The 20,526-nt window shown below is 65.7% G+C and carries 16 protein-coding genes; 13 read left to right on the top strand and 3 right to left on the bottom strand.

The window, feature by feature from the left end; translation table 11 throughout:
* Nucleotides 1-63: 63 nt before the first annotated feature.
* From OH705_RS07280 to OH705_RS07220, 13 genes are all read left to right on the top strand, one after another.
* Nucleotides 64-1,545: a glycosyltransferase family 2 protein gene (locus OH705_RS07280; protein ID WP_177182921.1), complete on the top strand. Its 1,482-nt coding sequence runs from the start codon at nt 64-66 to the stop codon at nt 1,543-1,545.
* A gap of 34 nt (nt 1,546-1,579) precedes the next feature.
* Nucleotides 1,580-2,746 (top strand): alginate biosynthesis protein Alg44, encoded by a 1,167-nt coding sequence (locus OH705_RS07275; protein ID WP_038706777.1) that lies wholly within the window; start codon nt 1,580-1,582, stop codon nt 2,744-2,746.
* 13 nt (nt 2,747-2,759) lie between these two features.
* Nucleotides 2,760-4,202, top strand: a complete 1,443-nt coding sequence (algK, locus tag OH705_RS07270; RefSeq protein ID WP_038706778.1) for an alginate biosynthesis TPR repeat lipoprotein AlgK — start codon at nt 2,760-2,762, stop codon at nt 4,200-4,202.
* Nucleotides 4,199-5,677 carry an alginate export family protein gene (locus tag OH705_RS07265; protein WP_038706779.1) on the top strand — a complete coding sequence of 493 codons (1,479 nt, stop codon included), beginning with the start codon at nt 4,199-4,201 and terminating at the stop codon, nt 5,675-5,677. The genes algK and OH705_RS07265 overlap by 4 nt, the downstream gene beginning before the upstream one ends.
* An 18-nt stretch (nt 5,678-5,695) precedes the next feature.
* Nucleotides 5,696-7,252 carry a mannuronan 5-epimerase AlgG gene (gene algG, locus OH705_RS07260; protein WP_046854234.1) on the top strand — a complete coding sequence of 519 codons (1,557 nt, stop codon included), beginning with the start codon at nt 5,696-5,698 and terminating at the stop codon, nt 7,250-7,252.
* Between the two features lie 13 nt (nt 7,253-7,265).
* Nucleotides 7,266-8,708, top strand: coding sequence for an alginate O-acetyltransferase (locus OH705_RS07255; protein WP_023630479.1), 1,443 nt, complete (start codon nt 7,266-7,268; stop codon nt 8,706-8,708).
* Nucleotides 8,709-8,715: 7 nt separating this feature from the next.
* Nucleotides 8,716-9,819: a mannuronate-specific alginate lyase gene (locus OH705_RS07250; RefSeq protein WP_038706780.1), complete on the top strand. Its 1,104-nt coding sequence runs from the start codon at nt 8,716-8,718 to the stop codon at nt 9,817-9,819.
* 190 nt (nt 9,820-10,009) lie between these two features.
* Entirely contained in the window at nt 10,010-11,470 is a 1,461-nt protein-coding gene (locus OH705_RS07245; protein ID WP_267301625.1) for an MBOAT family O-acyltransferase, read from the top strand.
* Between the two features lie 10 nt (nt 11,471-11,480).
* The gene (locus OH705_RS07240; protein WP_038706782.1) at nt 11,481-12,641 is read left to right on the top strand and encodes an alginate O-acetyltransferase; all 1,161 of its coding nucleotides are present in this window, start codon (nt 11,481-11,483) and stop codon (nt 12,639-12,641) included.
* 20 nt (nt 12,642-12,661) lie between these two features.
* Nucleotides 12,662-13,309 (top strand): alginate O-acetyltransferase AlgF, encoded by a 648-nt coding sequence (locus OH705_RS07235; RefSeq protein WP_038706783.1) that lies wholly within the window; start codon nt 12,662-12,664, stop codon nt 13,307-13,309.
* A 35-nt stretch (nt 13,310-13,344) separates the two neighbouring features.
* Entirely contained in the window at nt 13,345-14,799 is a 1,455-nt protein-coding gene (locus tag OH705_RS07230) for a mannose-1-phosphate guanylyltransferase/mannose-6-phosphate isomerase (RefSeq protein ID WP_094011734.1), read from the top strand.
* Between the two features lie 142 nt (nt 14,800-14,941).
* Nucleotides 14,942-15,406 carry a hypothetical protein gene (locus OH705_RS07225; protein WP_023632535.1) on the top strand — a complete coding sequence of 155 codons (465 nt, stop codon included), beginning with the start codon at nt 14,942-14,944 and terminating at the stop codon, nt 15,404-15,406.
* A 133-nt stretch (nt 15,407-15,539) separates the two neighbouring features.
* The gene (locus OH705_RS07220) at nt 15,540-16,364 is read left to right on the top strand and encodes an SDR family oxidoreductase (RefSeq protein ID WP_094011735.1); all 825 of its coding nucleotides are present in this window, start codon (nt 15,540-15,542) and stop codon (nt 16,362-16,364) included.
* Between the two features lie 43 nt (nt 16,365-16,407).
* On the opposite strand, the gene OH705_RS07215 is transcribed toward OH705_RS07220, so the two are convergent.
* From OH705_RS07215 to OH705_RS07205, 3 genes are read right to left on the bottom strand one after another with little or no spacing between them, the layout of a single operon-like run.
* Nucleotides 16,408-17,835: an efflux transporter outer membrane subunit gene (locus OH705_RS07215; RefSeq protein WP_267301619.1), complete on the bottom strand. Its 1,428-nt coding sequence runs from the start codon at nt 17,833-17,835 to the stop codon at nt 16,408-16,410.
* A complete protein-coding gene (locus tag OH705_RS07210) occupies nt 17,832-18,893 on the bottom strand; it encodes an HlyD family secretion protein (protein WP_102682104.1) in 1,062 nt (353 codons plus the stop codon). Before OH705_RS07210 ends, OH705_RS07215 begins: the two co-directional genes overlap by 4 nt.
* Nucleotides 18,894-18,920: 27 nt before the next feature.
* Nucleotides 18,921-20,462: an MFS transporter gene (locus OH705_RS07205; protein ID WP_038706788.1), complete on the bottom strand. Its 1,542-nt coding sequence runs from the start codon at nt 20,460-20,462 to the stop codon at nt 18,921-18,923.
* Between the last annotated feature and the right edge of the window lie 64 nt (nt 20,463-20,526).

Below are 20,526 nucleotides of genomic sequence, written 5' to 3'. Positions count from 1 at the left end.
GGGCGGCGCGTCCCTCCCCAGCGCGCCGCCCTTCCCACCCCGAATTCTCGACGGATGCCGAACATGCAAAGGTTCCAGACAGTGCTGTTGCAGTGCGCCGGCTGGCTGCTCTACATGAGCCTGCTCATGCTGATCGCCCTGGCCCTGCCCAGCGATATCTTCGATTCGCAATCGAAGCACTTCATCTTCCTGGTCGGCGCTGTCGGCATCTGGCGCTACTCCATGGGCGCCACCCACTTCATCCGCGGCATGATCTTCCTGTACCTGGTCTACCCGTACCTGCGCCGCAAGGTGCAGAAGCTCGGCCAGGCCGCCGACCCGTCGCATGTGTACCTGATGGTCACCAGCTTCCGCATCGATGCGCTGACCACCGCCCAGGTCTACAGCTCGGTGATCCGCGAGGCGATCGACTGTGGCTTCCCCACCACGGTGGTCTGCTCGCTGGTGGAGAAGTCCGACGAGTTGCTGGTCAAGAGCCTGTGGGCCAAGTACAACCCGCCCGGACACGTCACCCTGGACATCGTGCGCATCGCCGGCACCGGCAAGCGCGACGGCCTGGCCTATGGCTTCCGCGCCATCTCGCGGATGCTCCCGGACGAAAACGCCGTGGTCGCGGTGATCGACGGCGACACCGTGCTGGCCGAAGGCGTGGTGCGCAAGACCGTGCCGTGGTTCAAGCTCTACCCCAACGTCGGTGGCCTGACCACCAACGAGTTCTGCGAAGTGCGCGGCGGCTACATCATGAGCGAGTGGCACAAGCTGCGCTTCGCCCAGCGCCACATCAACATGTGCTCGATGGCCCTGAGCAAGCGCGTGCTGACCATGACCGGGCGCATGTCGATGTTCCGCGCCAGCGTAGTGACCAACCCCGAGTTCATTGCCGACGTCGAGAGCGACTCGCTGATGCATTGGCGCCTCGGCCGCTTCAAGTTCCTCACCGGCGACGACAAGTCCAGCTGGTTCAGCCTGATGCGCCTGGGCTACGACACCTTCTACGTGCCGGACGCGGCGATCAACACGGTCGAGCACCCGCCGGAAAAGAGCTTCGTCAAGGCCAGCCGCAAGCTGATGTACCGCTGGTACGGCAACAACCTGCGGCAGAACTCCCGTGCCCTGGGCCTGGGCCTCAAGCGCCTGGGGCTGTTCACCAGCATCGTCCTGCTCGACCAGCGCGTGTCGATGTGGACCAGCCTGCTGGGCCTGACCGTGGCGGTGATCGCCAGCTTCAAGTTCGGCCTGCAGTTCCTGCTGGTGTACCTGCTGTGGATCGGCATCACCCGCCTGATTCTCACCATCATGCTGCTGTGCTCGGGCCACAACGTCGGCCCCGCCTACCCGCTGATCCTCTATTACAACCAGATCGTCGGCGCGGTGATGAAGATCTACGTGTTCTTCCGTCTCGACAAGCAGTCCTGGACCCGCCAGCCCACTGCCCTCAAGCGCGACCTCGCAAGTTTTCAACAATGGTTCAACACCTGGTCCTCGCGGACCATGACCTTCTCGGCCGCGAGCGTCTTCGTCGCCGTGCTGTTCATGGTCGTGTGAGCCCCCGGATCGGATAACAGGAACGAATATCGCCATGAATACCGCCGTGAACGTCAACGTCGTGCATGAATCCGAAGCGCAGCGCCAGCATGCCCGGGTGCGCATCCCCGCCAAACTGCGCTACCTGGACGGCAACCGCGAGCCACACGAGGTGAAGGTTGACGACCTGTCCGCCGGGGGCCTGTCCTTCCATGCGCCAAAGCCCCTGGCCGAAGGCGAAGTGCTGCGCGGCCGCCTGCAGTTCGTGGTCGACAACCTCGGCCTGTCGATGGACGTGGAGCTGCTGGTACGTACCAACAGCCGCGACACCGGCCGTACCGGCGCCGAGTTCCAGAACCTGGAGCCGCGCGACATCGCCACCCTGCGCCATATCATCACCAGCCATCTGTCCGGCGAGTTGATCAGCGCCGGCGACGTACTCAGTACCCTGCAGCGCGACAACTTTACCAAGGCGCGCAAGCAGAAGGACGGTGGCTCCGGCCTGACGGCCTTCGGCCGCCTGCGCGCGGTCACCGTCACCGCCGGGGTGTTCGTGGTCGGCCTGGTGGCGTTCGGCTTCGTCGCCAAATCGCTGTATGGCCTGTACTTCGTCAGCCATGCCGAAGCCGGCGTGGTCGCGGTACCCACCACCAATGTCACCATGCCCCGCGATGGCAGCGTGCAGAGCCTGGTGGAAAACGGTGCCAGCGTAGCCAAAGGCGCGCCACTGGCGACATTCAATACCAGCATGCTCGACCTGCTCAAAGGCCACCTGGACGACTCGCAACTGGAGCCGGCCAAGGTCGAGGAGCTGTTCGGCAAGCAACTCTCCGGCACCCTCACCAGCCCGTGTGACTGCGTGGTCTCGCGCCAGCTGGTGGATGACGGCCAGTACGCCAGCAAGGGCCAGCCGGTGTTCGCGCTGATCCCGCGTACCAGCACCCCGACCATCGAGGCGCGCTTCAGCTACCGCCAGTTCGATGAAGTGAAGCCGGGCACCCGGGTCAACTTCCAGATCGCCGGCGAGGATGAAGTACGCAGTGGCCGGATCACCGGCAGCTCGAGCCTGGACACCGACAACCTGGCCTCCGACATCCGCGTGCAGATCAAGCCCGACGGCGGCCTGCCGGCCGAACTCGCCGGCCGCCCGGCCTCGGTCAACAGCGACCGTGGCCCGTCGCTGAACTGGCTGATCGACAAAGCCGTGGCCCGCGGGCTGTAAGAGGATCATGCCGATGACCAGCAGACACCCCGGCTCCCACAGGGACAGCTTGCGCCTGGGGGCATGCGCCCTGGCCGCCGCCATCACCCTGGCCGGCTGCGCAGGCCTGCCCGACCAGCGCCTGGCCAACGAAGCGCTCAAGCGCGGCGACACCGCCACCGCCGAGCGCAATTACAAGGCCCTCGCCGACCTCGGCTACAGCGACGCCCAGGTCGGCCTCGCGGACATCCAGGTCAGCACCCGCGACCCGGCCAAGCTCAAGCAAGCCGAGGCCACCTACCGCGCCGCCGCTGCCACCTCGCCCCGTGCCCAGGCGCGCCTCGGCCGCCTGCTGGTGGCCAAGCCCGACAGCACCCAAGCCGAGCGCGAGGAGGCCGAAACCCTGCTCAAGCTCGCGGCGCAACGAGGTGAGACGAATACCCTGATCCCGCTGGCGATGCTCTACCTGCAACACCCGCAGAGCTTCCCCAAGGTCAACGCCCAGCAGCAGATCGACCAGTGGCGCGCCGCCGGCAACCCTGAAGCCGGCCTGGCCCAGGTGCTGCTGTATCGCACCCAAGGCACCTACGACCAGCACCTGGGCGAGGTGGAAAAGATCTGCAAGGCCGCACTGACCACGACCGATATCTGCTATGTGGAACTGGCCACCATCTATCAGAAACGTGCCCAGCCCGACCAACAGGCCGCCCTGGTGGAGCAGCTCAAGGCCGCCCATGCCCGCGGCGCCGTGCCCGCCACCCGGGTCGACAGCGTCGCCCGCGTGCTGGCCGACCGCAGCCTCGGCCAGACCGACGAGAAGACCGCCAAGGACCTGCTCGAGCAGGTCGCACCGGCCAACCCGGCGTCCTGGGTGAGCCTGGCGCAGTTGCTCTATGACTTCCCCGAACTGGGCGACACCGACCAGCTGATGACCTATATCGACAAAGGCCGCGAGACAGAACAGCCCCGCGCCGAATTGCTGCTGGGCCGGCTCTACTACGAAGGCAAGACTGTGCCCGCCGATGCGCAGAAGGCCCAGGAACACCTGCAGGCTGCCGCCGATGCCGGCGAAGTCAGCGCCGACTATTACCTCGGCCAGTTGTACCGCCGTGGCTACCTGGGCCAGGTCGAGCCGCAAAAGGCCGTGGACCACCTGCTGGCCGCCGCCCGTGGTGGCCAGAACAGCGCCGACTACGCCCTGGCCCAGCTGTTCAGCGAGGGCCACGGCATCCGCCCGGCGCCGACCAATGCCTGGGTGTTCGCGCAGCTCTCCCAGGTCAACCCGACTCCACAGTCGAGCGAACTGCTGCAACAGCTCGACCAGCAGCTCACGCCCGACCAGCGCAACCAGGCCCAGCAACTGCTGGCGCAGGAGAAGCAGGCACGCGGCAGCATGGCCCAAGGCGCCAACAGCACACTGGCCATCGAAGCGCTGCAGGACGAGAAAGAAGACGTAGACGCCGAGGATTCGCTATGACGCTCAACCCCTTCGTGAAAGCCGGCATCGGCCTGGGCTTCGCCCTGCTGTGGTCGATGCCGACCCTGGCGGCGGAAACCGCGCAGAAGAACTTCGGCCTCGACGTGAAGATCACCGGCCAGTCCGAGGACGACCGTGACCTGGGCACCCGCTCCGGCGGCGACGTCAACGGCCTGGGCCTGGACCTGCGCCCCTGGGTGTACGGCGAACGCGGCAACTGGAGTGCCTTCGCCATGGGCCAGGCAGTGGCCGCCACCGACATCATCGAAACCGACACCCTGCGCCAGAACGACGACGGCACCACCAGCGACAACGGCGACGACAGCCGCAAGCCGGACAAGAGCTACCTGGCCATGCGCGAATTCTGGGTCGGCTACAGCGGCCTGACCCCCTACCCAGGTGAGCAGCTGCGCTTCGGCCGCCAGCGTCTGCGCAGCGACGATGGCATGTGGCGCGACACCAACATCGAAGCGCTGAACTGGACCTTCGATACCACTCTGCTCAAGGCCGACCTGGGCGTTGCCCAGCGCTTCAGCGAGTACCGCACCGACCTCACCGAACTGGCCCCCGAAGACAAGGACCGCACCCATGTCTACGGCAACGTCGCCACGCAATGGACACCCGGCCACTGGGTTGGCCTGCGCGCCCACCACAGCCATGACGGCGGCAGCCTGAAGAGCCCCGGCGAAACCGTCGATGCCCTCGACAAGACGCGCACCGGCGACCTCACCTGGCTGGGCCTGGAAGCCAACAGCGACGCCTACAACTGGCGCAACGACCACACTGTCAACTACTGGGGCAGCGTCACCTGGCTGACCGGCGATCGCGATACGCTCAGCAGCCAGGTGGTGGGCAACGACCAGATCGCCACCGGCAAGCAAAGCGGTGACGTCAACGCCTGGGCAACCGATCTTGGCATCCGCCTGCGCCTCGATCCGCAGTGGCAGGTCGGTGCAGCCTACGCCCGGGGCAGCGGCGGCGGTGGCAGCAACGGCTCGAACAACTTCGAGCAGACCGGCCTTGAGAGCAACCGCTCCAACTTCACTGGCACCCGCTCGCGCGTACATCGCTTCGGTGAAGCCTTCCGCGGCGAACTGGGCAACCTGCAGGCGGCCACCCTGTTCGCCTCCTGGCAGCTGCGCGACGACTACGACGCCAGCTTCATCTACCACAAGTTCTGGCGTGTCGACGGCAAGCAGAACATCGGGTCCAGCGGCATCAACGCCGTGGTCGACGACGGCGGTATCAACCGTCCGCTGGTGCAGGGCGAGAAAGACCTCGGCCAGGAAATGGACGTGGTCGTGACCAAGTACTTCAAGCAGGGCCTGCTGCCGGCCTCGATCAGCCAGTCGATCGACGAACCGTCGGCTCTGGTGCGCCTGCGCGCCGGTGTGTTCAAGCCGGGAGACGCCTACGGCAAAGAGGCCGACTCGTACATGCACCGCGCCTTCGTCGACGTGATCTGGCGCTACTGAGGCCGGGAGAGGATAGCCATGAACCTGCACCCGAACCTTCGCCACAGCCTGCTCGCCAGCGCCCTGCTGCTGGCCGGCGGCCTTGCCCAGGCCGCCGAGCCCGAGATGGCCAAAGGGCTGCAACAGGCCAAGACCTATACCGTCTCCAGCGCGCCGATCGAGCCGCTGAAGATGGACCCGCCCAAGCTGCCCGACCTGTCCGGCTACACCGCCCAGGCCGTGCAGCAGAAGATCGACCGCCAGCACAAGGGCAAGGTCAGCGTGCGCCGCATGCTCCAGGAGGACACCCTCAAGGAGTTCATCGGCGGCGACAACAAGGGCGCCGAGTGGGTCCGCCGCCAGCACGGCATCCCCCAGGCGATCTTCGTCGATGACGGCCACGTCGACCTGGTGGAGCTGAGCAAGAAAGTCCCCAGCCAGTACCTGCGTGAAACCGCACCTGGCGTGTACCTGGCGCGCCTGCCGATCGTGGTCGGGCGCAAGGGCGTGCTGGAGATCGACGGCAAGGTCAAGGAGCTGCGCCTGTCCGAGGAAGGCGGCTCGTTCATCGTCAACGACGGCAAGCTGTTTGTCAGCGACACCCAGGTCACCGGATGGCGCGAGCAGGCCAATGGCCCGGCGACCTTCCGCAAGCCCGATGAATTCCGCCCGTTCCTGCTCAGCTGGGGCGGCACCGAGACCTATATCGTCAACAGCAAGATGGCTAGCTTCGGCTACGCCAAATCCAAGTCCTATGGCGTGAGCATCTCGCAGTACACGCCGAACATGGCCAAGCAGATGGGCCGCCCGGAACCCACCGGCTGGATCATCGGCTCCGAGTTCAGCGACATGTGGTACGGCTTCTACTGCTATGAGACCAGCGACTTCGTGGTCAAGGACAGCACCTACCGCGACAACATCGTCTACGGCATCGACCCCCACGACCGTTCGCACCGCCTGATCATCGCCGGCAACACCGTGTACGGCACCAAGAAAAAGCACGGGATCATCGTCTCCCGTGAGGTCAACGACAGCTGGATCATCAACAACAAGAGCTACGACAACAAGCTCTCGGGGGTGGTGATCGACCGTAACAGCGTCAACAACCTGATCGCCTACAACGAGATCTACCGCAACCACACCGACGGCATCACCCTGTACGAGAGCGGCGACAACCTGATCTGGGGCAACAAGCTGATCAACAATCGCCGCCACGGCATCCGCGTGCGCAACAGCGTGAACATCCGCCTGTACGAGAACGTCGCCATGGCCAACGGCCTGGTGGGCGTATACGGCCACATCAAGGACCTGTCCGACACCGACCGCGACATTGCCCTCGACCCGTTCGATACCAAGGTGTCGCTGATCGTGGTCGGCGGCGAGCTGGCGGCCAACGGTTCAGGTCCGCTGTCGATCGATTCGCCGTTGTCGGTGGAGCTGTACAAGGTGTCGATGCTGATGCCGCGCAAGGCCAACGGCATCAGCTTCAACGGCGTGCTCGGCGAACGCCAGGACGAAATCCTCGACCTGCTGGTGCGCCAGCAGAAGGCCGTGCTGATCGACCCGGTCGAACGCCAGACCGAAATGATCGACTAAGGAAGCCCAGACCATGACTCCACACCTGATGAAACTGCTGGGCCTGTCCGCCGCCCTCCTGGCCATCAGCCAGGGCGTGCGCGCCGAAGACGTCCAGGCACCGACCTTCAGCGCCGAACCTTGCTGCCAGCTGTGCCCCGAGGCCCACGATGCCAGCCGCTACACCACGCGCTACCAGCAGAACTTCACCACCCTGGTGCAAGCCCAGGGCGACTGGCTGTTCCGTACCCGTGAGGACCTGCGCACCGAGTTCGACACCACCCCGGGTGGCTACAAACGCCTGCAGCAAGTGCACGACGCGTTCAAGAAGCGTGGCGTCGAGCTGGTGGTGGTGTACCAGCCGACCCGTGGCCTGGTGAACCGCAACATGCTCAACCCCGAAGAGAAGGCCGCCTTCGACTACCAGAAGGCCCTGCGCAACTACCAGGCCATGCTCCAGCGCTTCAGCAAAATGGGCTACAACGTGCCCGACCTGTCGCCGCTGACCAACGAGCAATTGGCCGCCGCCGACCAGGGCAAGGACTTCTACTTCCGCGGCGACCAGCACTGGACGCCCTACGGCGCCGAGCGCGCGGCGAAGATCGTGGCCGACACCGTGCACAAGATGCCGGCTTTCGAAGGCATCCCGCGCAAGGAATTCGAGACCAAAAAATCCGGGCGCATGGGCAAGACCGGCACCCTGCACAACGTCGCCGGCCAGCTGTGCGGCACGAGCTATGCGGTGCAGTACATGGACCAGTTCGCCACCGAACCGAAGGGCGCCGCCGGCGGTGACGACCTGTTCGGCGATTCGGGCAACGCGCAGATCACCTTGGTGGGCACCAGCCACAGCGGCAAGAACTACAACTTCTCGGGCTTCCTCGAGCAGTACATCGGCGCCGATGTGCTCAATGTCGCCTTCCCCGGCGGCGGCCTGGAAGGCTCGATGATCCAGTACCTGGGCAGCGAGGAGTTCCAGAACAACCCGCCGAAGATCCTGGTGTGGGAGTTCTCGCCGCTGTACCGCCTCGACCAGGAAACCATCTGGCGGCAGATCCTCGGCCTGCTCGACGACGGCTGTGACGACCGTCCGGCACAGATGAGCGCCAGCGCCACCCTCAAGCCCGGCAAGAACGAGCTGATGGTCAACGGCAAGAACGGCGTGATCAAGGACCTGGTCAACCGCAACCACCAGCTCGACATCAAGTTCGAGGACACCTCGGTGAAGGTGCTGCAGGCCACCCTGTGGTACCTCAACGGCCGCCACGAGGACATCAAGATCGAGAAGCCCGAGACCTCCGACACCGACGGGCGCTTCGTCTTCCAGATGCGCGAGGACGAAGACTGGGCAGGCCAGAACCTGCTCGCCCTGGAGGTCCAAGGGCCAGAAAGCGGTACGCAGAAAGTCGAAGCCAAACTCTGCAAACGCAACAACTTCGCCAGCCCCGCGCAGCACACCGCGCAAGCTGGCCAGTGAGGCGACCATGACCACCATAAGCAGCAAGACCGCACCCGCCCTGCTCGCCCTCGCCCTGTTCGGCGGCGCGGCGCAGGCCGCGCTGGTGCCGCCCCAGGGTTACTACGAGGGCATCGACAAGCTCAAGACCGGCGATGGCAATTTCCGCTGCGAAGCCGCGCCCAAGCCTTATACCGGCGCGCTGCAGTTCCGCAGCAAGTACGAAGGTTCGGACAAGGCCCGGGCGACGCTCAATGTCGCCTCGGAAAAAGCCTTCCGCAAATCCACCGAGGACATCACCACCCTCGAGAAAGGCGTCAGCAAGATGGTCGGCCAGTACATGCGCGATGGCCGCCCGGCGCAACTGGACTGCGCCCTGACCTGGCTCGACACCTGGGCACGCGCCGATGCATTGATGTCCACCGATTACAACCATACCGGCAAATCCATGCGCAAATGGGCCCTGGGCAGCATGAGCGGCTCGTGGCTGCGCCTGAAGTTCTCCAACTCGCAGCCACTGGCGGCGCACCGCGCCGAAGCCGAGCAGATCGAGAAATGGTTCGTGCGCCTGGCGCGCCAGACCGTGCGCGACTGGAGCGACCTGCCGCTGGAGAAGATCAACAACCACAGCTACTGGGCGGCCTGGTCGGTGATGGCCACCGCCGTGGCCACCGACCAGCAAGAGCTGTTCGACTGGGCGGTGAAGGAATACAAGGTCGGCGTCAACCAGGTCGACGAGCAGGGCTTCCTGCCCAACGAGGTCAAGCGCAAGCAGCGCGCCCTGGCCTACCACAACTACGCCCTGCCGCCGCTGGCGATGATCGCCAGCTTCGCCCAGGCCAACGGCGTGGACCTGCGCAAGGAAAACAACTTCGCCTTGCAACGGCTTGGCGAAGGCGTGCTGGCCGGCGCCCGCGACCCTGTTCATTTCAACACCCGCGCCGGCGTGAAGCAGGACCTCAAGGACCTGAAGATCGACAGCAAGTACGCCTGGCTCGAGCCGTGGTGCGCGCTGTACCAGTGCGTCGGCGACACCCTGGAGCGCAAGCATGACATGCAGCCGTTCAACAGCTTCCGGCTGGGTGGCGATGTGACGCGGGTCTATGACCCAAAAGCCGAAATGAAGCAGTAAGTCGTTGGGAGCGGGCTTGCCCCGCGATGAGGCCCGAATGGGCAATGGTGTTGGCCCTGCTGACGCCATCGCGGGGCAAGTCGCATCGGCGAACCGCCGCTCCCACAGAGGTATAGGTTTCCCCTGCATTTTCGTGGGGGGTTTGGGGGGCGCTGTGCCCCAGGTGCTGTGCATAACTAGGAGAACCGGGATGGTCTTCTCGTCCAACGTGTTCCTGTTCCTGTTCCTGCCGGTTTTCCTCGGCTTGTACTACGTGAGCGGGAATCGCTATCGCAACCTGCTGTTGCTGGTTGCCAGCTACATCTTCTACGCCTGGTGGCGGGTGGACTTCCTCGCCCTGTTCGCCGGGGTCACCCTGTGGAACTACTGGATCGGCCTGAAAGTCGGCGCCGCCGGCGTGCGCACCAAGCCCGCGCAGCGCTGGCTGTTGCTCGGCGTGGGCGTCGACCTGTGCATCCTCGGCTACTTCAAGTACGCCAACTTCGGCGTCGACAGCCTCAATGCGATCATGACCTCGATGGGGCTGGAGCCATTCATCCTCACCCATGTGCTGCTGCCGATCGGCATCTCGTTCTACATCTTCGAGTCGATCAGCTACATCATCGACGTGTACCGCGGCGACACCCCGGCCACGCGCAACCTGATCGACTTCGCGGCCTTCGTGGCGATCTTCCCGCACCTTATCGCCGGCCCCGTGCTGCGCTTCAAGGACCTGGTCGACCAGTTCAACAACCGCACCCATACCCTGGACAAGTTCTCTGAAGGCTGCACCCGCTTCATGCAGGGCTTCATCAAGAAGGTGTTCATCGCCGACACCCTGGCGGTGGTCGCCGACCACTGCTTCGCCCTGCAGAACCCCACCACAGGTGATGCCTGGCTCGGCGCCCTGGCCTACACCGCGCAGCTGTACTTCGACTTCTCCGGCTATAGCGACATGGCCATCGGCCTGGGCCTGATGATGGGCTTCCGCTTCATGGAAAACTTCAAGCAGCCCTACATCAGCCAGTCGATCACCGAGTTCTGGCGGCGCTGGCACATCAGCCTGTCGACCTGGCTGCGCGACTACCTGTACATCACCCTGGGCGGCAACCGCAAAGGCACCTTCAACACCTACCGCAACCTGTTCCTGACCATGCTGCTGGGCGGGCTGTGGCACGGCGCCAACTTCACCTACATCATCTGGGGCGCCTGGCACGGCCTGTGGCTGGCCATCGAGCGCGCGCTGGGGCTGGACACCAACCCGCAGCGGTTCAACCCGGTGAAATGGGCCTTCACCTTCCTGCTGGTGGTGGTCGGCTGGGTAATCTTCCGCGCCGAGAACCTGCACGTGGCCGCCCGCATGTACGGCGCCATGTTCAGCTTCGGCGACTGGCAGCTGTCGGAAATCAACAGCGCCCAGCTAACAGGCCTGCAGGTCGCGACGCTGGTCGTCGCCTACCTCACCCTGGCGTTCTTCGGCCTGCGCGACTTCTACCGCAATGCCGCGCCGAAACAAGCTCCGCGCACCCCGCTGCAGGTCAATGCCGATGGTTCCCTGGGCCTGGACTGGACCCGGGTCATGACCCGCGCCCTGGTCCTGCTGCTGTTCGCCGCCTCGGTACTCAAGCTCTCGGCGCAGAGCTACTCCCCGTTCCTGTACTTCCAGTTCTGAGGCCTGAATCATGAACCGGACACTTCGCATCACCTATTCATTGACGTTCATGGGCCTGCTCGTCGGGCTGGGCGCATGGTCGGTCGGCGGGCTGGAAAGCTTCAACCGCACCGGGCAGATGACCCTGCTCGACGGCAAGCTGGCCAAGGCCGCCGAAACCCACTACGACGAGCAGTTCCCGATCAAGCGCGTCGGCACCAACCTGTGGGCCGCGCTGGACTTCAAGCTGTTCAACGAAGGCCGCCCTGGCGTGGTGTTGGGCCGCGACCAGTGGCTGTTCACCGACGAGGAATTCAACCCCACCGTCGGCGCGCAGCAACAAATGCAGGACAACCTGGCGCTGGTGCGCGGGGTGCGTGACACACTGCAACGCCAGGGCGTGCAACTGGTGCTGGCGATCGTCCCGGCCAAGGCCCGCCTATATTCCGAATACATCGGCAAAGAGACACCGGCCAGCCTGCACGACGACCTGTTCAACCAGTTCCACGCCCAGGCGCGCCAGGCCAATGTGTTCGCCCCTGACCTGCTGGCGCCGCTGGAGCAGGCCAAGGCCCGCGGCCAGGTGTTCCTGCGTACCGACACCCATTGGACGCCGATGGGCGCCGAAGTGGTCGCGCAATCGCTGGCCGAAGCCGTCGACCGCCAGCACCTGCTCACCGGCGAGCCACAGGCGTACATCACCGAGGCCGGCGCCAGCGCGCCGTACAAGGGCGACCTGACCAACTTCCTGCCGCTGGATCCGCTGTTCAGCAACCTGCTGCCCAGCCCCGACACCCTGCAACAACGCAAGACCCATCCGGTGCAGGCCGAGGGCGCCGAGGGTGGCGACGCGCTGTTCGACGACAGCCGCATCCCGGTGGCGCTGGTAGGCACCAGCTACAGCGCCAACCCGCACTGGAACTTCCTCGGCGCCCTGCAGCAGGCCCTGCGCAGCGACGTCGCCAACTACGCCGAAGACGGCCACGGGCCGTTGCTGCCGATGCTCAAGTACCTGCAAAGCGACGCTTTCAAAAATGCCCCGCCACAGGTCGTGGTGTGGGAATTCCCTGAACGGTATCTGCCAATGAAGAACGACCTCAGTGCCTTCGATCCGCAGTGGATCGCACAGCTGAAGAACTCCCGCAAATCCGAAGAAAACCTGGCCCTGTCGTCCAACCGGACGGACCACTGAAGATAGAGAGGAACACGCACATGACCACCAAGACTTCCATTGCCAAAGCCCTCACCCTCGCCGCCGGCCTGTCCCTGGCCTCGATGCAGGCCTTCGCTGGCGCCGATGCCGCCCTCTATGGCCCGAGCGCGCCGAAGGGCTCGACCTTCGTGCGCCTGTACAACGCCGCCAGCAGCCCCACCGCCGCCAGCGTCGGCAACACCCAGATCAAGCAGGTCGGCGCCCAGGCCAGCAGCGACTTCAGCTTCCTGCCCGGCGGCGACTACACCGCCCAGGTCGGTGGCAAGAGCGTGCCGGTCAAGCTGGCCGCCGACAAGTACTACACCCTGGTCAACAACAATGGCGGCAACCCGCAGCTGATCGAGGAGCCACCATTCAAGAACAAGCAGAAGGCCCTGGTGCGGGTGCAGAACCTCAGCGACCAGTCGCTGAGCCTGAAGACCGCCGACGGCAAGACCGAGGTGGTCCAGCCAGTGGCGGCCAAGGGCCGTGGCGAACGTGAAATCAACCCGGTCAAGGTCAACCTTGCCCTGTATGCAGGCGACAAGAAAGTCGGCGACGTCAAGCCCGTCGCCCTGGAGCGCGGCGAAGCGGCCGTGCTGTATGTCACCGGTTCCGGCAACAGCCTGTCGCCGGTGTGGGTAACTCGCCCCGTGGCTAGCAACTGATCCCCCTGCCTCTAAACGACTATTGGAGAAACATGATGATCCCGGTAATTCTTTCTGGTGGTAGCGGTTCGCGTCTGTGGCCTCTGTCGCGCAAGCAGTTCCCCAAGCAGTTCCTGGCGCTGACCGGCGAACACACCCTGTTCCAGCAGACCATCGAACGCCTGGTGTTCGATGGCATGGACACCCCGATCGTGGTCTGCAACAAGGACCACAAGTTCATCGTCCAGGAGCAGTTGGCAGCGCTGAAGCTGGAAACCCAGGCCATCCTCATGGAGCCGTTCGGCCGCAACACCGCGCCGGCGGTGGCCATGACCGCGATGAAACTGGTCAACGAAGGCCGTGACGAGCTGATGCTGGTGCTCCCGGCCGACCACGTGATCGAGGACCAGAAGGCCCTGCAGCGCGCCCTGGCACTGGCCACCGTGGCCGCCGAGCGCGGCGAGATGGTGCTGTTCGGGGTGCCGGCGACCAAGCCCGAGACTGGCTACGGCTACATCCGTTCCAGCCAGGATTCGCTGCTGCCCGAGGGCGTGGCGCGGGTCGCCCAGTTCGTCGAGAAACCCGACGAGAAACGCGCCAACGAGTTCGTCCGCGCCGGCGGCTACTTCTGGAACAGCGGCATGTTCCTGTTCCGCGCCAGCCGTTTCCTGGAAGAGCTGAAAAAGCACGATCCGGACATCTACGACACCTGCCTGCTGGCCCTGGAGCGCAGCGACGAAGACGCCGATGTGCTGAGCATCGACGAAGCCACCTTCGCCTGCTGCCCGGACAACTCCATCGACTACGCAGTGATGGAGAAGACCCAGCGCGCCTGCGTGGTGCCGCTGTCAGCCGGCTGGAGCGACGTGGGCTGCTGGTCGTCGCTGTGGGACGTGCACGAGAAGGACGACAACGGCAACGTCACCAAGGGCGACGTGGTGGTGCAGGACAGCCACAACTGCATGATCCATGGCAATGGCAAGCTGGTGTCGGTGATCGGCCTTGAGAACATCGTGGTGGTCGAGACCAAGGACGCCATGATGATCGCCCACAAGGACAAGGTCCAAGGCGTCAAGCAGCTGGTCAACACCCTCGACGCCCAGGGCCGGACCGAGACCCAGAATCACCTCGAGGTCTACCGCCCGTGGGGCTCGTACGACTCGGTGGACATGGGCGGGCGCTTCCAGGTCAAGCACATCACCGTCAAGCCCGGCGCCAGCCTGTCGCTGCAGATGCACCACCACCGCGCCGAGCACTGGATCGTGGTGTCCGGCACCGCCGAGGTGACCTGCGACGAGAACGTATTCCTGCTGACCGAGAACCAGTCCACCTATATTCCCATCGCCTCGGTGCACCGCCTGCGCAACCCGGGCAAGATCCCGCTGGAGATCATCGAGGTGCAGTCCGGCAGCTACCTGGGCGAGGATGACATCGAGCGCTTCGAGGATGTGTATGGGCGAACTTCCACGCCGGTGGAGCGTGGGGTTTCGGTGAAGACCATCGCGCAGTAAGCCTGGGGCACCTTCGCGGGGCAAGCTCGCTTCCACGCAGTTTTCCGGCGTGGGAGCGGGCTTGCCCCGCGATTGCGTTTTGGAGGCCTGCCCAATTTGCGGCTAGGATGGTCGAACCCCCGCCACCAAGGCCTGCACTCCCATGATCATCGGCGCCCTGCTCATCCTCACCTGGCTGGTCCTGCTGCTGCGCTATCCCGCCAAGGCCTTGCCGATTTCCCTGGCCGCCGTGTGCGGCCTGGGCCTGGTGGCACTAGGCGTGGTCTGGCAGGACACTCGCGAGGCCTCGCAGCTGGCCCGCCTGGACATTCGCCTGAGCTATGCCCCCGACCAGTGCCCCGCCGACCGCGCCCTGCAAGTACGGATGAAGAACGGCAACAAGGTGCCGCTCACCGAGCTGCGCTGGCGCGTGGCCGCCTATGCCCCCGGCGATACCGTGAACCTTGCCGAGAATACCTATGCAGCACCCCGCTACCGTGGTCCCGGCGAATTGCAGCCGGGCGTCGAGTGGAGCGACTGCCTGCCCTTGCCGCCGCTGCGCTCGGGGTATCGGCCGCAGACCCTGGAGTTTCGTGCCGAGCATCTGCAAGGTACATTCGCCAATTGATTCATTGCCTGTACCGGCCCTATCGCTGGCAAGCCAGCTCCCACAGGGGCTTCGGTGATCCCTGTGGGAGCTGGCTTGCCAGCGATAGGGCCGGGGCAGGTATTACGACCCTCCCAGACCTAAGGCCTACCCCATGCCCACCGTCCTCATCACCGGTTGTTCCAGCGGCATCGGCCGCGCCCTGGCCGACGCCTTTCGCGATGCCGGCCACGAAGTCTGGGCCACCGCCCGCAAGCCCGACGACGTCGACGCCCTGCTCGCCGCCGGCTTTGCCGCACGGCAACTGGATGTGAATGACGGCGAGGCACTGACCCGCCTTGCCGACGAGCTGGAAGACCGCCACGGCGGCCTCGATATCCTCATCAACAACGCCGGCTACGGTGCCATGGGCCCGCTGCTCGACGGCGGTGTCGAGGCCATGCGCCAACAGTTCGAAACCAACGTCTTCGCCCTGGTCGGCGTAACCCGCGCGCTGTTCCCGCTGCTGCGCCGCTCCCGTGGGCTGGTGGTGAACATCGGCAGCGTCTCGGGCGTGCTGGTCACCCCGTTCGCCGGCGCGTACTGCGCGTCGAAGGCCGCCGTGCACGGTCTCACCGATGCCTTGCGCCTGGAATTGGCGCCGTTCGGTATCCGGGTGATGGAAGTGCAGCCGGGGGCGATCGCCTCGCAGTTCGCCAGCAATGCCCAGCAACAGGCCGAGCAGGTATTGGCGAGCGATTCCCCATGGTGGCCGTTGCGCGAACAGGTACAGGCCCGAGCGCGGGCGTCGCAGGACCGGCCGACCTCGGCGGCGGTGTTTGCCCAACGCCTGCTGGCCGCCACGCGCAAGTCGCCAGTGCCGGCGCTGGTACGTATCGGCAATGGCAGCACGGCGCTGCCGTTGATGGCCCGGGTGCTGCCACAGAGGTTGCTGGATTGGGTACTGCGCAAACGCTTCGGTCTGTTGCGACCGCTCTGACGACACAAGGCATCGTGGGAGCTGGCTTGCCCCGCGATGCCTTTCAAACCTGATCGAACGCCTGCCAGCCGCCGCCCAGTGCCTTGTATAGCCCGACCAACGCCTGCGACACCGCCGCCGAGCTGTCGATCCACTGCTCTTCGCTGGCCAGCAGCGCACCCTGCACCGTCAGCACATTGAGAAAGTCCACCGCCCCTTCCACATACTGGCGCTGCGCGGTCTCCAGGGCGATGCGGTTCTGCCGCACCGCCTCGGCCAGATGATCACGGCGCAGCTGGCTGGCGTTGTACAGGCGCAGCACGTCGTCGATCTCGTGCCAGGCACCGAGCACCACCTTGCGGTAGTTCAGCGCCGCCTCCTGCTGCTGCGCCTCGCGCAGCTCCAGGGTGCCCTTGAGCCGCCCGCCCTCGAAGATCGGCAGCGACAGTTGCGGGCCGAAGGCGAACCGCCGCGAATCCCAACCACCGAAATCGGACAGTTGCATGGCCTGGAAACCGACACTCCCGGACAAGCGGATGCTCGGGTAGAAGTCCGCCTTGGCCACGCCGATGCTGGCGGTGGCGGCATGCAGGCGGGCCTCGGCCTGGCGAATGTCCGGCCGGCGCTCGGCCAGCTCCGAAGGCACGCCGATGGCGAAACGCTGCTGCGGCGCGGGCAGCTCGCCGCCTTGCAGCAGCTCACGCTGCAGGCTGCGTGGCGGTTCGGCGGCGAGCAGGCCGAGGGCGTTGATCAGGTCGTCGCGACGGGCTTCCAAGGTCGGCAGGCGCGCCTCGATCGAGGCCACCTGGGCGCTGGCTTGGGCCACGTCGAGGCGGGTGGCTACCCCTTCCGCCTGGCGGCCTTCGGACAACTTCAGGCTGTGGCGGGCAACCTTGAGGTTGTCCTGGGTAATGTCCAGGGTGTGCTGCACGGCACGCAACTGGATGTAGTTGCCGGCGGTTTCCGCAAGCAAGGCCAGCAGCACGCCCCGGCGATCGTTCTCCGCCACCTCGACGCTCGCGTCGGCGGCCTCGACCTGGCGGCGTACACGCCCCCACAGGTCCAGTTCCCAGCCGGCCACCAGGTCGCCTTGCCAGAGGTTGTACGCCGACTTGCCAGACTTGCCGGACGGGTCGTTCAGCCCCTCGGCGCTGTTGCGCGCACGGCTGTACCCGGCGTTCACGTCCACCGCCGGCAGCTCGTCCGCCGCCACGCTGCTGCGCAGGGCGCGGCTTTGCAGCAGGCGGGCACTGGCCATGCGCAGGTCGAGGTTGCGCTCTGTGACCTTCTGGATCAGCACGCTCAGGCGCGGGTCGTGGAAGCTGTCCCACCAACGCAGTTCCAGCGGTTCGGCCACCGGCTGGCTGGACGCGGCAGCGCCTTGCAGCTCGGCCCAGTCCTTGGGCGCCTCGCTGTCCGGACGGTGGAAGTCCGGGCCGAGGGTGCAGCCGGCCAGCAGCATGGCCAGCAACAGAGGGCTCAGGCGTCTCATCGCGCAGTCACCTCTTTGCCGGCGAGCGTGTCGCCGTGGGTATCGATGGTCGCTTCCACCGACATGCCCACGCGCAGGCGCGCCAACAGCGGCTGGCCGTCATCGAAGACGATCTTCACCGGAATACGCTGCACCACCTTGGTGAAGTTGCCGGTGGCATTGTCCGGTTTCACGGCGGCGAAGGTCACCCCAGTGGCCGGGGCGATGCTCTCGACACGGCCGTGGAGTTGTTCGCCGGAGAAGGTATCGACACTGATACTGACCGGTTGCCCCGGTTGCACATGGGTCAGTTGGGTCTCCTGGAAGTTGCCGACGATATAGGCGCGCTCCAGCGGCACCACCGACAGCAGCCGCGCCCCCGGATTGACGTAGGCGCCGATGCGCAGGGCGCGCTCGCCGACCATGCCGTCGACCGGCGCGGTGATACGGGTGTAGGACAGGTCCAGGCGGGCTTTTTCCAGCCCGGCTTCGGCACGCTTGAGCTGGCCATCGGCGCTGGCCACCTGGGCGCTGAGGATGTCCACCTGCTTGCGCGTGGCCAGCAGCGCCGCCTGGCTGTTGGCCAACCGCGCACGGGCCTGGTCGACGCCGCTGCGCGCCTGCTGGGCATTCTGCACGGTGCCGGCGCCCTGCTCGGCCAGGCGGCTGTAGCGGGTCACCTCGTGGTCGGCGAAGGCCGCCTCGGCCTGGGCTGCCTTTACCGCCGCCTCGGCCTGGGCGATCAACGAGGCCTGGCGCTCGAGCGTGGCGCGGGCATCCAGGCTCTGCGCCCTGGCCACCAACAGTTGCGCCTGGGCGGCGTCGAGCGCGGCCTGGTAGTCGCGCGGATCGATGGTCGCCAGCAACTGGCCGGCACTCACCTGCTGGTTGTCCTCCACCAGCACCTCCTTGATGAAGCCCGCCACCTTGGGCGCCACCACTGTGTAGTCGGCAGTCACGTAGGCGTCGTTGGTGCGCTGGCGATGATCGCTGCCGAACATCCAGGGGCCGACCAGGGCGGCGAGCACGGCCACGGCGAGTGCCGAGCCGATGAAGAGCGTCTTGCGGTTGTTGGTCATCTTTCTATCTCGAATTCAGCCCCGGCTTCAGGCCACCGCACGCGGTGGGAAGATCCGGGTAGGCACGAAGGGGATCAGGCAGATCATGGCGACGGCGATACCTGCCATCACCAGGTACAGGTCGGCCGAGGTCAGCACCAGGGCCTGTTCATGGATGCGCTTGGCCAGGCCAGCGGCGTTGTCGTCGATCAGCGGCGCGTTGCCCAGGCTGTCGACCAGGTGGTTGGAATGAAAATGCCGGCGCAGGGTGCCAAGGGCGTCGAGCAGGCCGCCGGCGATCACCGCCGACAGCCCTTTGACCGTGTTGAACCAGGCGGAGGCGAACGGGCCTTCCTGCGGGGTCATGCCATTGGTGGAGAGCATCAGCAGGGGCAGCACCGCCATCGGCTGGCCGAACACCTGCAGCAGGTAGAAGGGATAGAAGTCGCCGCGAATCCACTGCGAGGTCAGCAGGCTGCTACCCACGCACGATGCCGCCAGCATCGCCAGGCCCGCCGCCAGCACCCAACGGCAGTCCACCGCGCGGATGTTGCACAGCGCTGCGGTGAGCGGCAGGGCGAGCAGCTGCGGCATGGCCACCAGCATCATCAGCGGGCTGGTCTGCGCCGGGCGGTAGCCCTGGATCTGCGCCAGGTACGCCGAAGGAATGCTGCCCACACCGGACAACACCACCAGTACACCGGCCAGGGTCACCAGGGCGAAGCTCAGATTGCGCCGCGAGAGCATGCGCAACTGGAAGAACGGCAATGGCTCGGACCACTCGTTGTACATGAACAGCACCAGTAACAGCACACCGCCACCGAGCAGCCAGCAGATCAGCGGCGAATCAAACCATCCCCAGCGGTCGCCCAGCGACAGGCCGAGGACGATGCAACTGATCGCCGGCAAGCCAAGCAACACCCCACGCCAGTCCAGTTGCCTGAAGCGCTCCAGGCGCAGCGGATCCTGGGGCAGGCCCCAGCCGACGCAGGCGATTGCCAGCAGCGACGGCAGGATGATCTGCCAGAACGCCCACTGCCAGCCGACGTACTCGGTCCACAGGCCAGCCAGCGGCGTGCCGAGGTTCGGCCCGAAGGTGGCGGTCAGGGCATAGCAGGCCAAGCCATAGACCTTGATGCCCGGCGGCAGGAAGCGCAGCGCCACGCTCATCAGCATCGGCGGCAAGGCGCCCGAGGCGAAGCCCTGCAGCACACGCAGCAACATCAGGCTGTGCAGGTTGGGGGCGAAGGGTTGGATCAGGCCGAGCACGGCAAAGACGCCAACGGCGGTCATGGTGAAGCGGCGCAGCGAGAAGGTGGTGGCCAGCCACGGCGCGAAGGCCATGGCCGAGACCGAAGCGGCGCTGTAAACCGCCAGCAGCCAGGCGCCTTCGTCGGCACCGATGCCCATGGCGCCACGGATGTCGCTCAGGGAAATCTTGGTCACCGCCTCGTTGAGCCCGGCGCACAGCACCGCCAGCAACACGCCGAACAGCCCGACCACCACCCGCAGGCCGAACGCCGTCTGCGCGGGGGCGGCCGGCGCAGGGGCGGCGGCCAGCGCGGCGGAAGGCGCGGTCAGGGAACTCATGGATAGACATCTCCAGCAACATTTTAAGGGCTGGGTGAAGTCTAAGAAGGTCGAATACTGACGA

Source organism: Pseudomonas sp. BJa3 (genome assembly GCF_026343815.1).
Taxonomy (GTDB): domain Bacteria; phylum Pseudomonadota; class Gammaproteobacteria; order Pseudomonadales; family Pseudomonadaceae; genus Aquipseudomonas; species Aquipseudomonas soli.
Note: the sequence above shows the minus strand (reverse complement) of the source record. Positions and strands in the feature narration are given on the sequence as shown.

Coding starts and splice junctions, on each gene's coding strand:
- OH705_RS07205 (WP_038706788.1), bottom strand. CDS start 20,462: ATGAGTTCCCTGACCGCGCCTTCCGCCGCGCTGGCCGCCGCCCCTGCG.
- OH705_RS07225 (WP_023632535.1), top strand. CDS start 14,942: ATGATCATCGGCGCCCTGCTCATCCTCACCTGGCTGGTCCTGCTGCTG.
- OH705_RS07250 (WP_038706780.1), top strand. CDS start 8,716: ATGACCACCATAAGCAGCAAGACCGCACCCGCCCTGCTCGCCCTCGCC.
- algG (WP_046854234.1), top strand. CDS start 5,696: ATGAACCTGCACCCGAACCTTCGCCACAGCCTGCTCGCCAGCGCCCTG.
- OH705_RS07215 (WP_267301619.1), bottom strand. CDS start 17,835: ATGAGACGCCTGAGCCCTCTGTTGCTGGCCATGCTGCTGGCCGGCTGC.
- OH705_RS07255 (WP_023630479.1), top strand. CDS start 7,266: ATGACTCCACACCTGATGAAACTGCTGGGCCTGTCCGCCGCCCTCCTG.
- OH705_RS07235 (WP_038706783.1), top strand. CDS start 12,662: ATGACCACCAAGACTTCCATTGCCAAAGCCCTCACCCTCGCCGCCGGC.
- OH705_RS07210 (WP_102682104.1), bottom strand. CDS start 18,893: ATGACCAACAACCGCAAGACGCTCTTCATCGGCTCGGCACTCGCCGTG.
- OH705_RS07280 (WP_177182921.1), top strand. CDS start 64: ATGCAAAGGTTCCAGACAGTGCTGTTGCAGTGCGCCGGCTGGCTGCTC.
- OH705_RS07245 (WP_267301625.1), top strand. CDS start 10,010: ATGGTCTTCTCGTCCAACGTGTTCCTGTTCCTGTTCCTGCCGGTTTTC.
- OH705_RS07240 (WP_038706782.1), top strand. CDS start 11,481: ATGAACCGGACACTTCGCATCACCTATTCATTGACGTTCATGGGCCTG.
- OH705_RS07220 (WP_094011735.1), top strand. CDS start 15,540: ATGCCCACCGTCCTCATCACCGGTTGTTCCAGCGGCATCGGCCGCGCC.
- algK (WP_038706778.1), top strand. CDS start 2,760: ATGACCAGCAGACACCCCGGCTCCCACAGGGACAGCTTGCGCCTGGGG.
- OH705_RS07265 (WP_038706779.1), top strand. CDS start 4,199: ATGACGCTCAACCCCTTCGTGAAAGCCGGCATCGGCCTGGGCTTCGCC.
- OH705_RS07275 (WP_038706777.1), top strand. CDS start 1,580: ATGAATACCGCCGTGAACGTCAACGTCGTGCATGAATCCGAAGCGCAG.
- OH705_RS07230 (WP_094011734.1), top strand. CDS start 13,345: ATGATCCCGGTAATTCTTTCTGGTGGTAGCGGTTCGCGTCTGTGGCCT.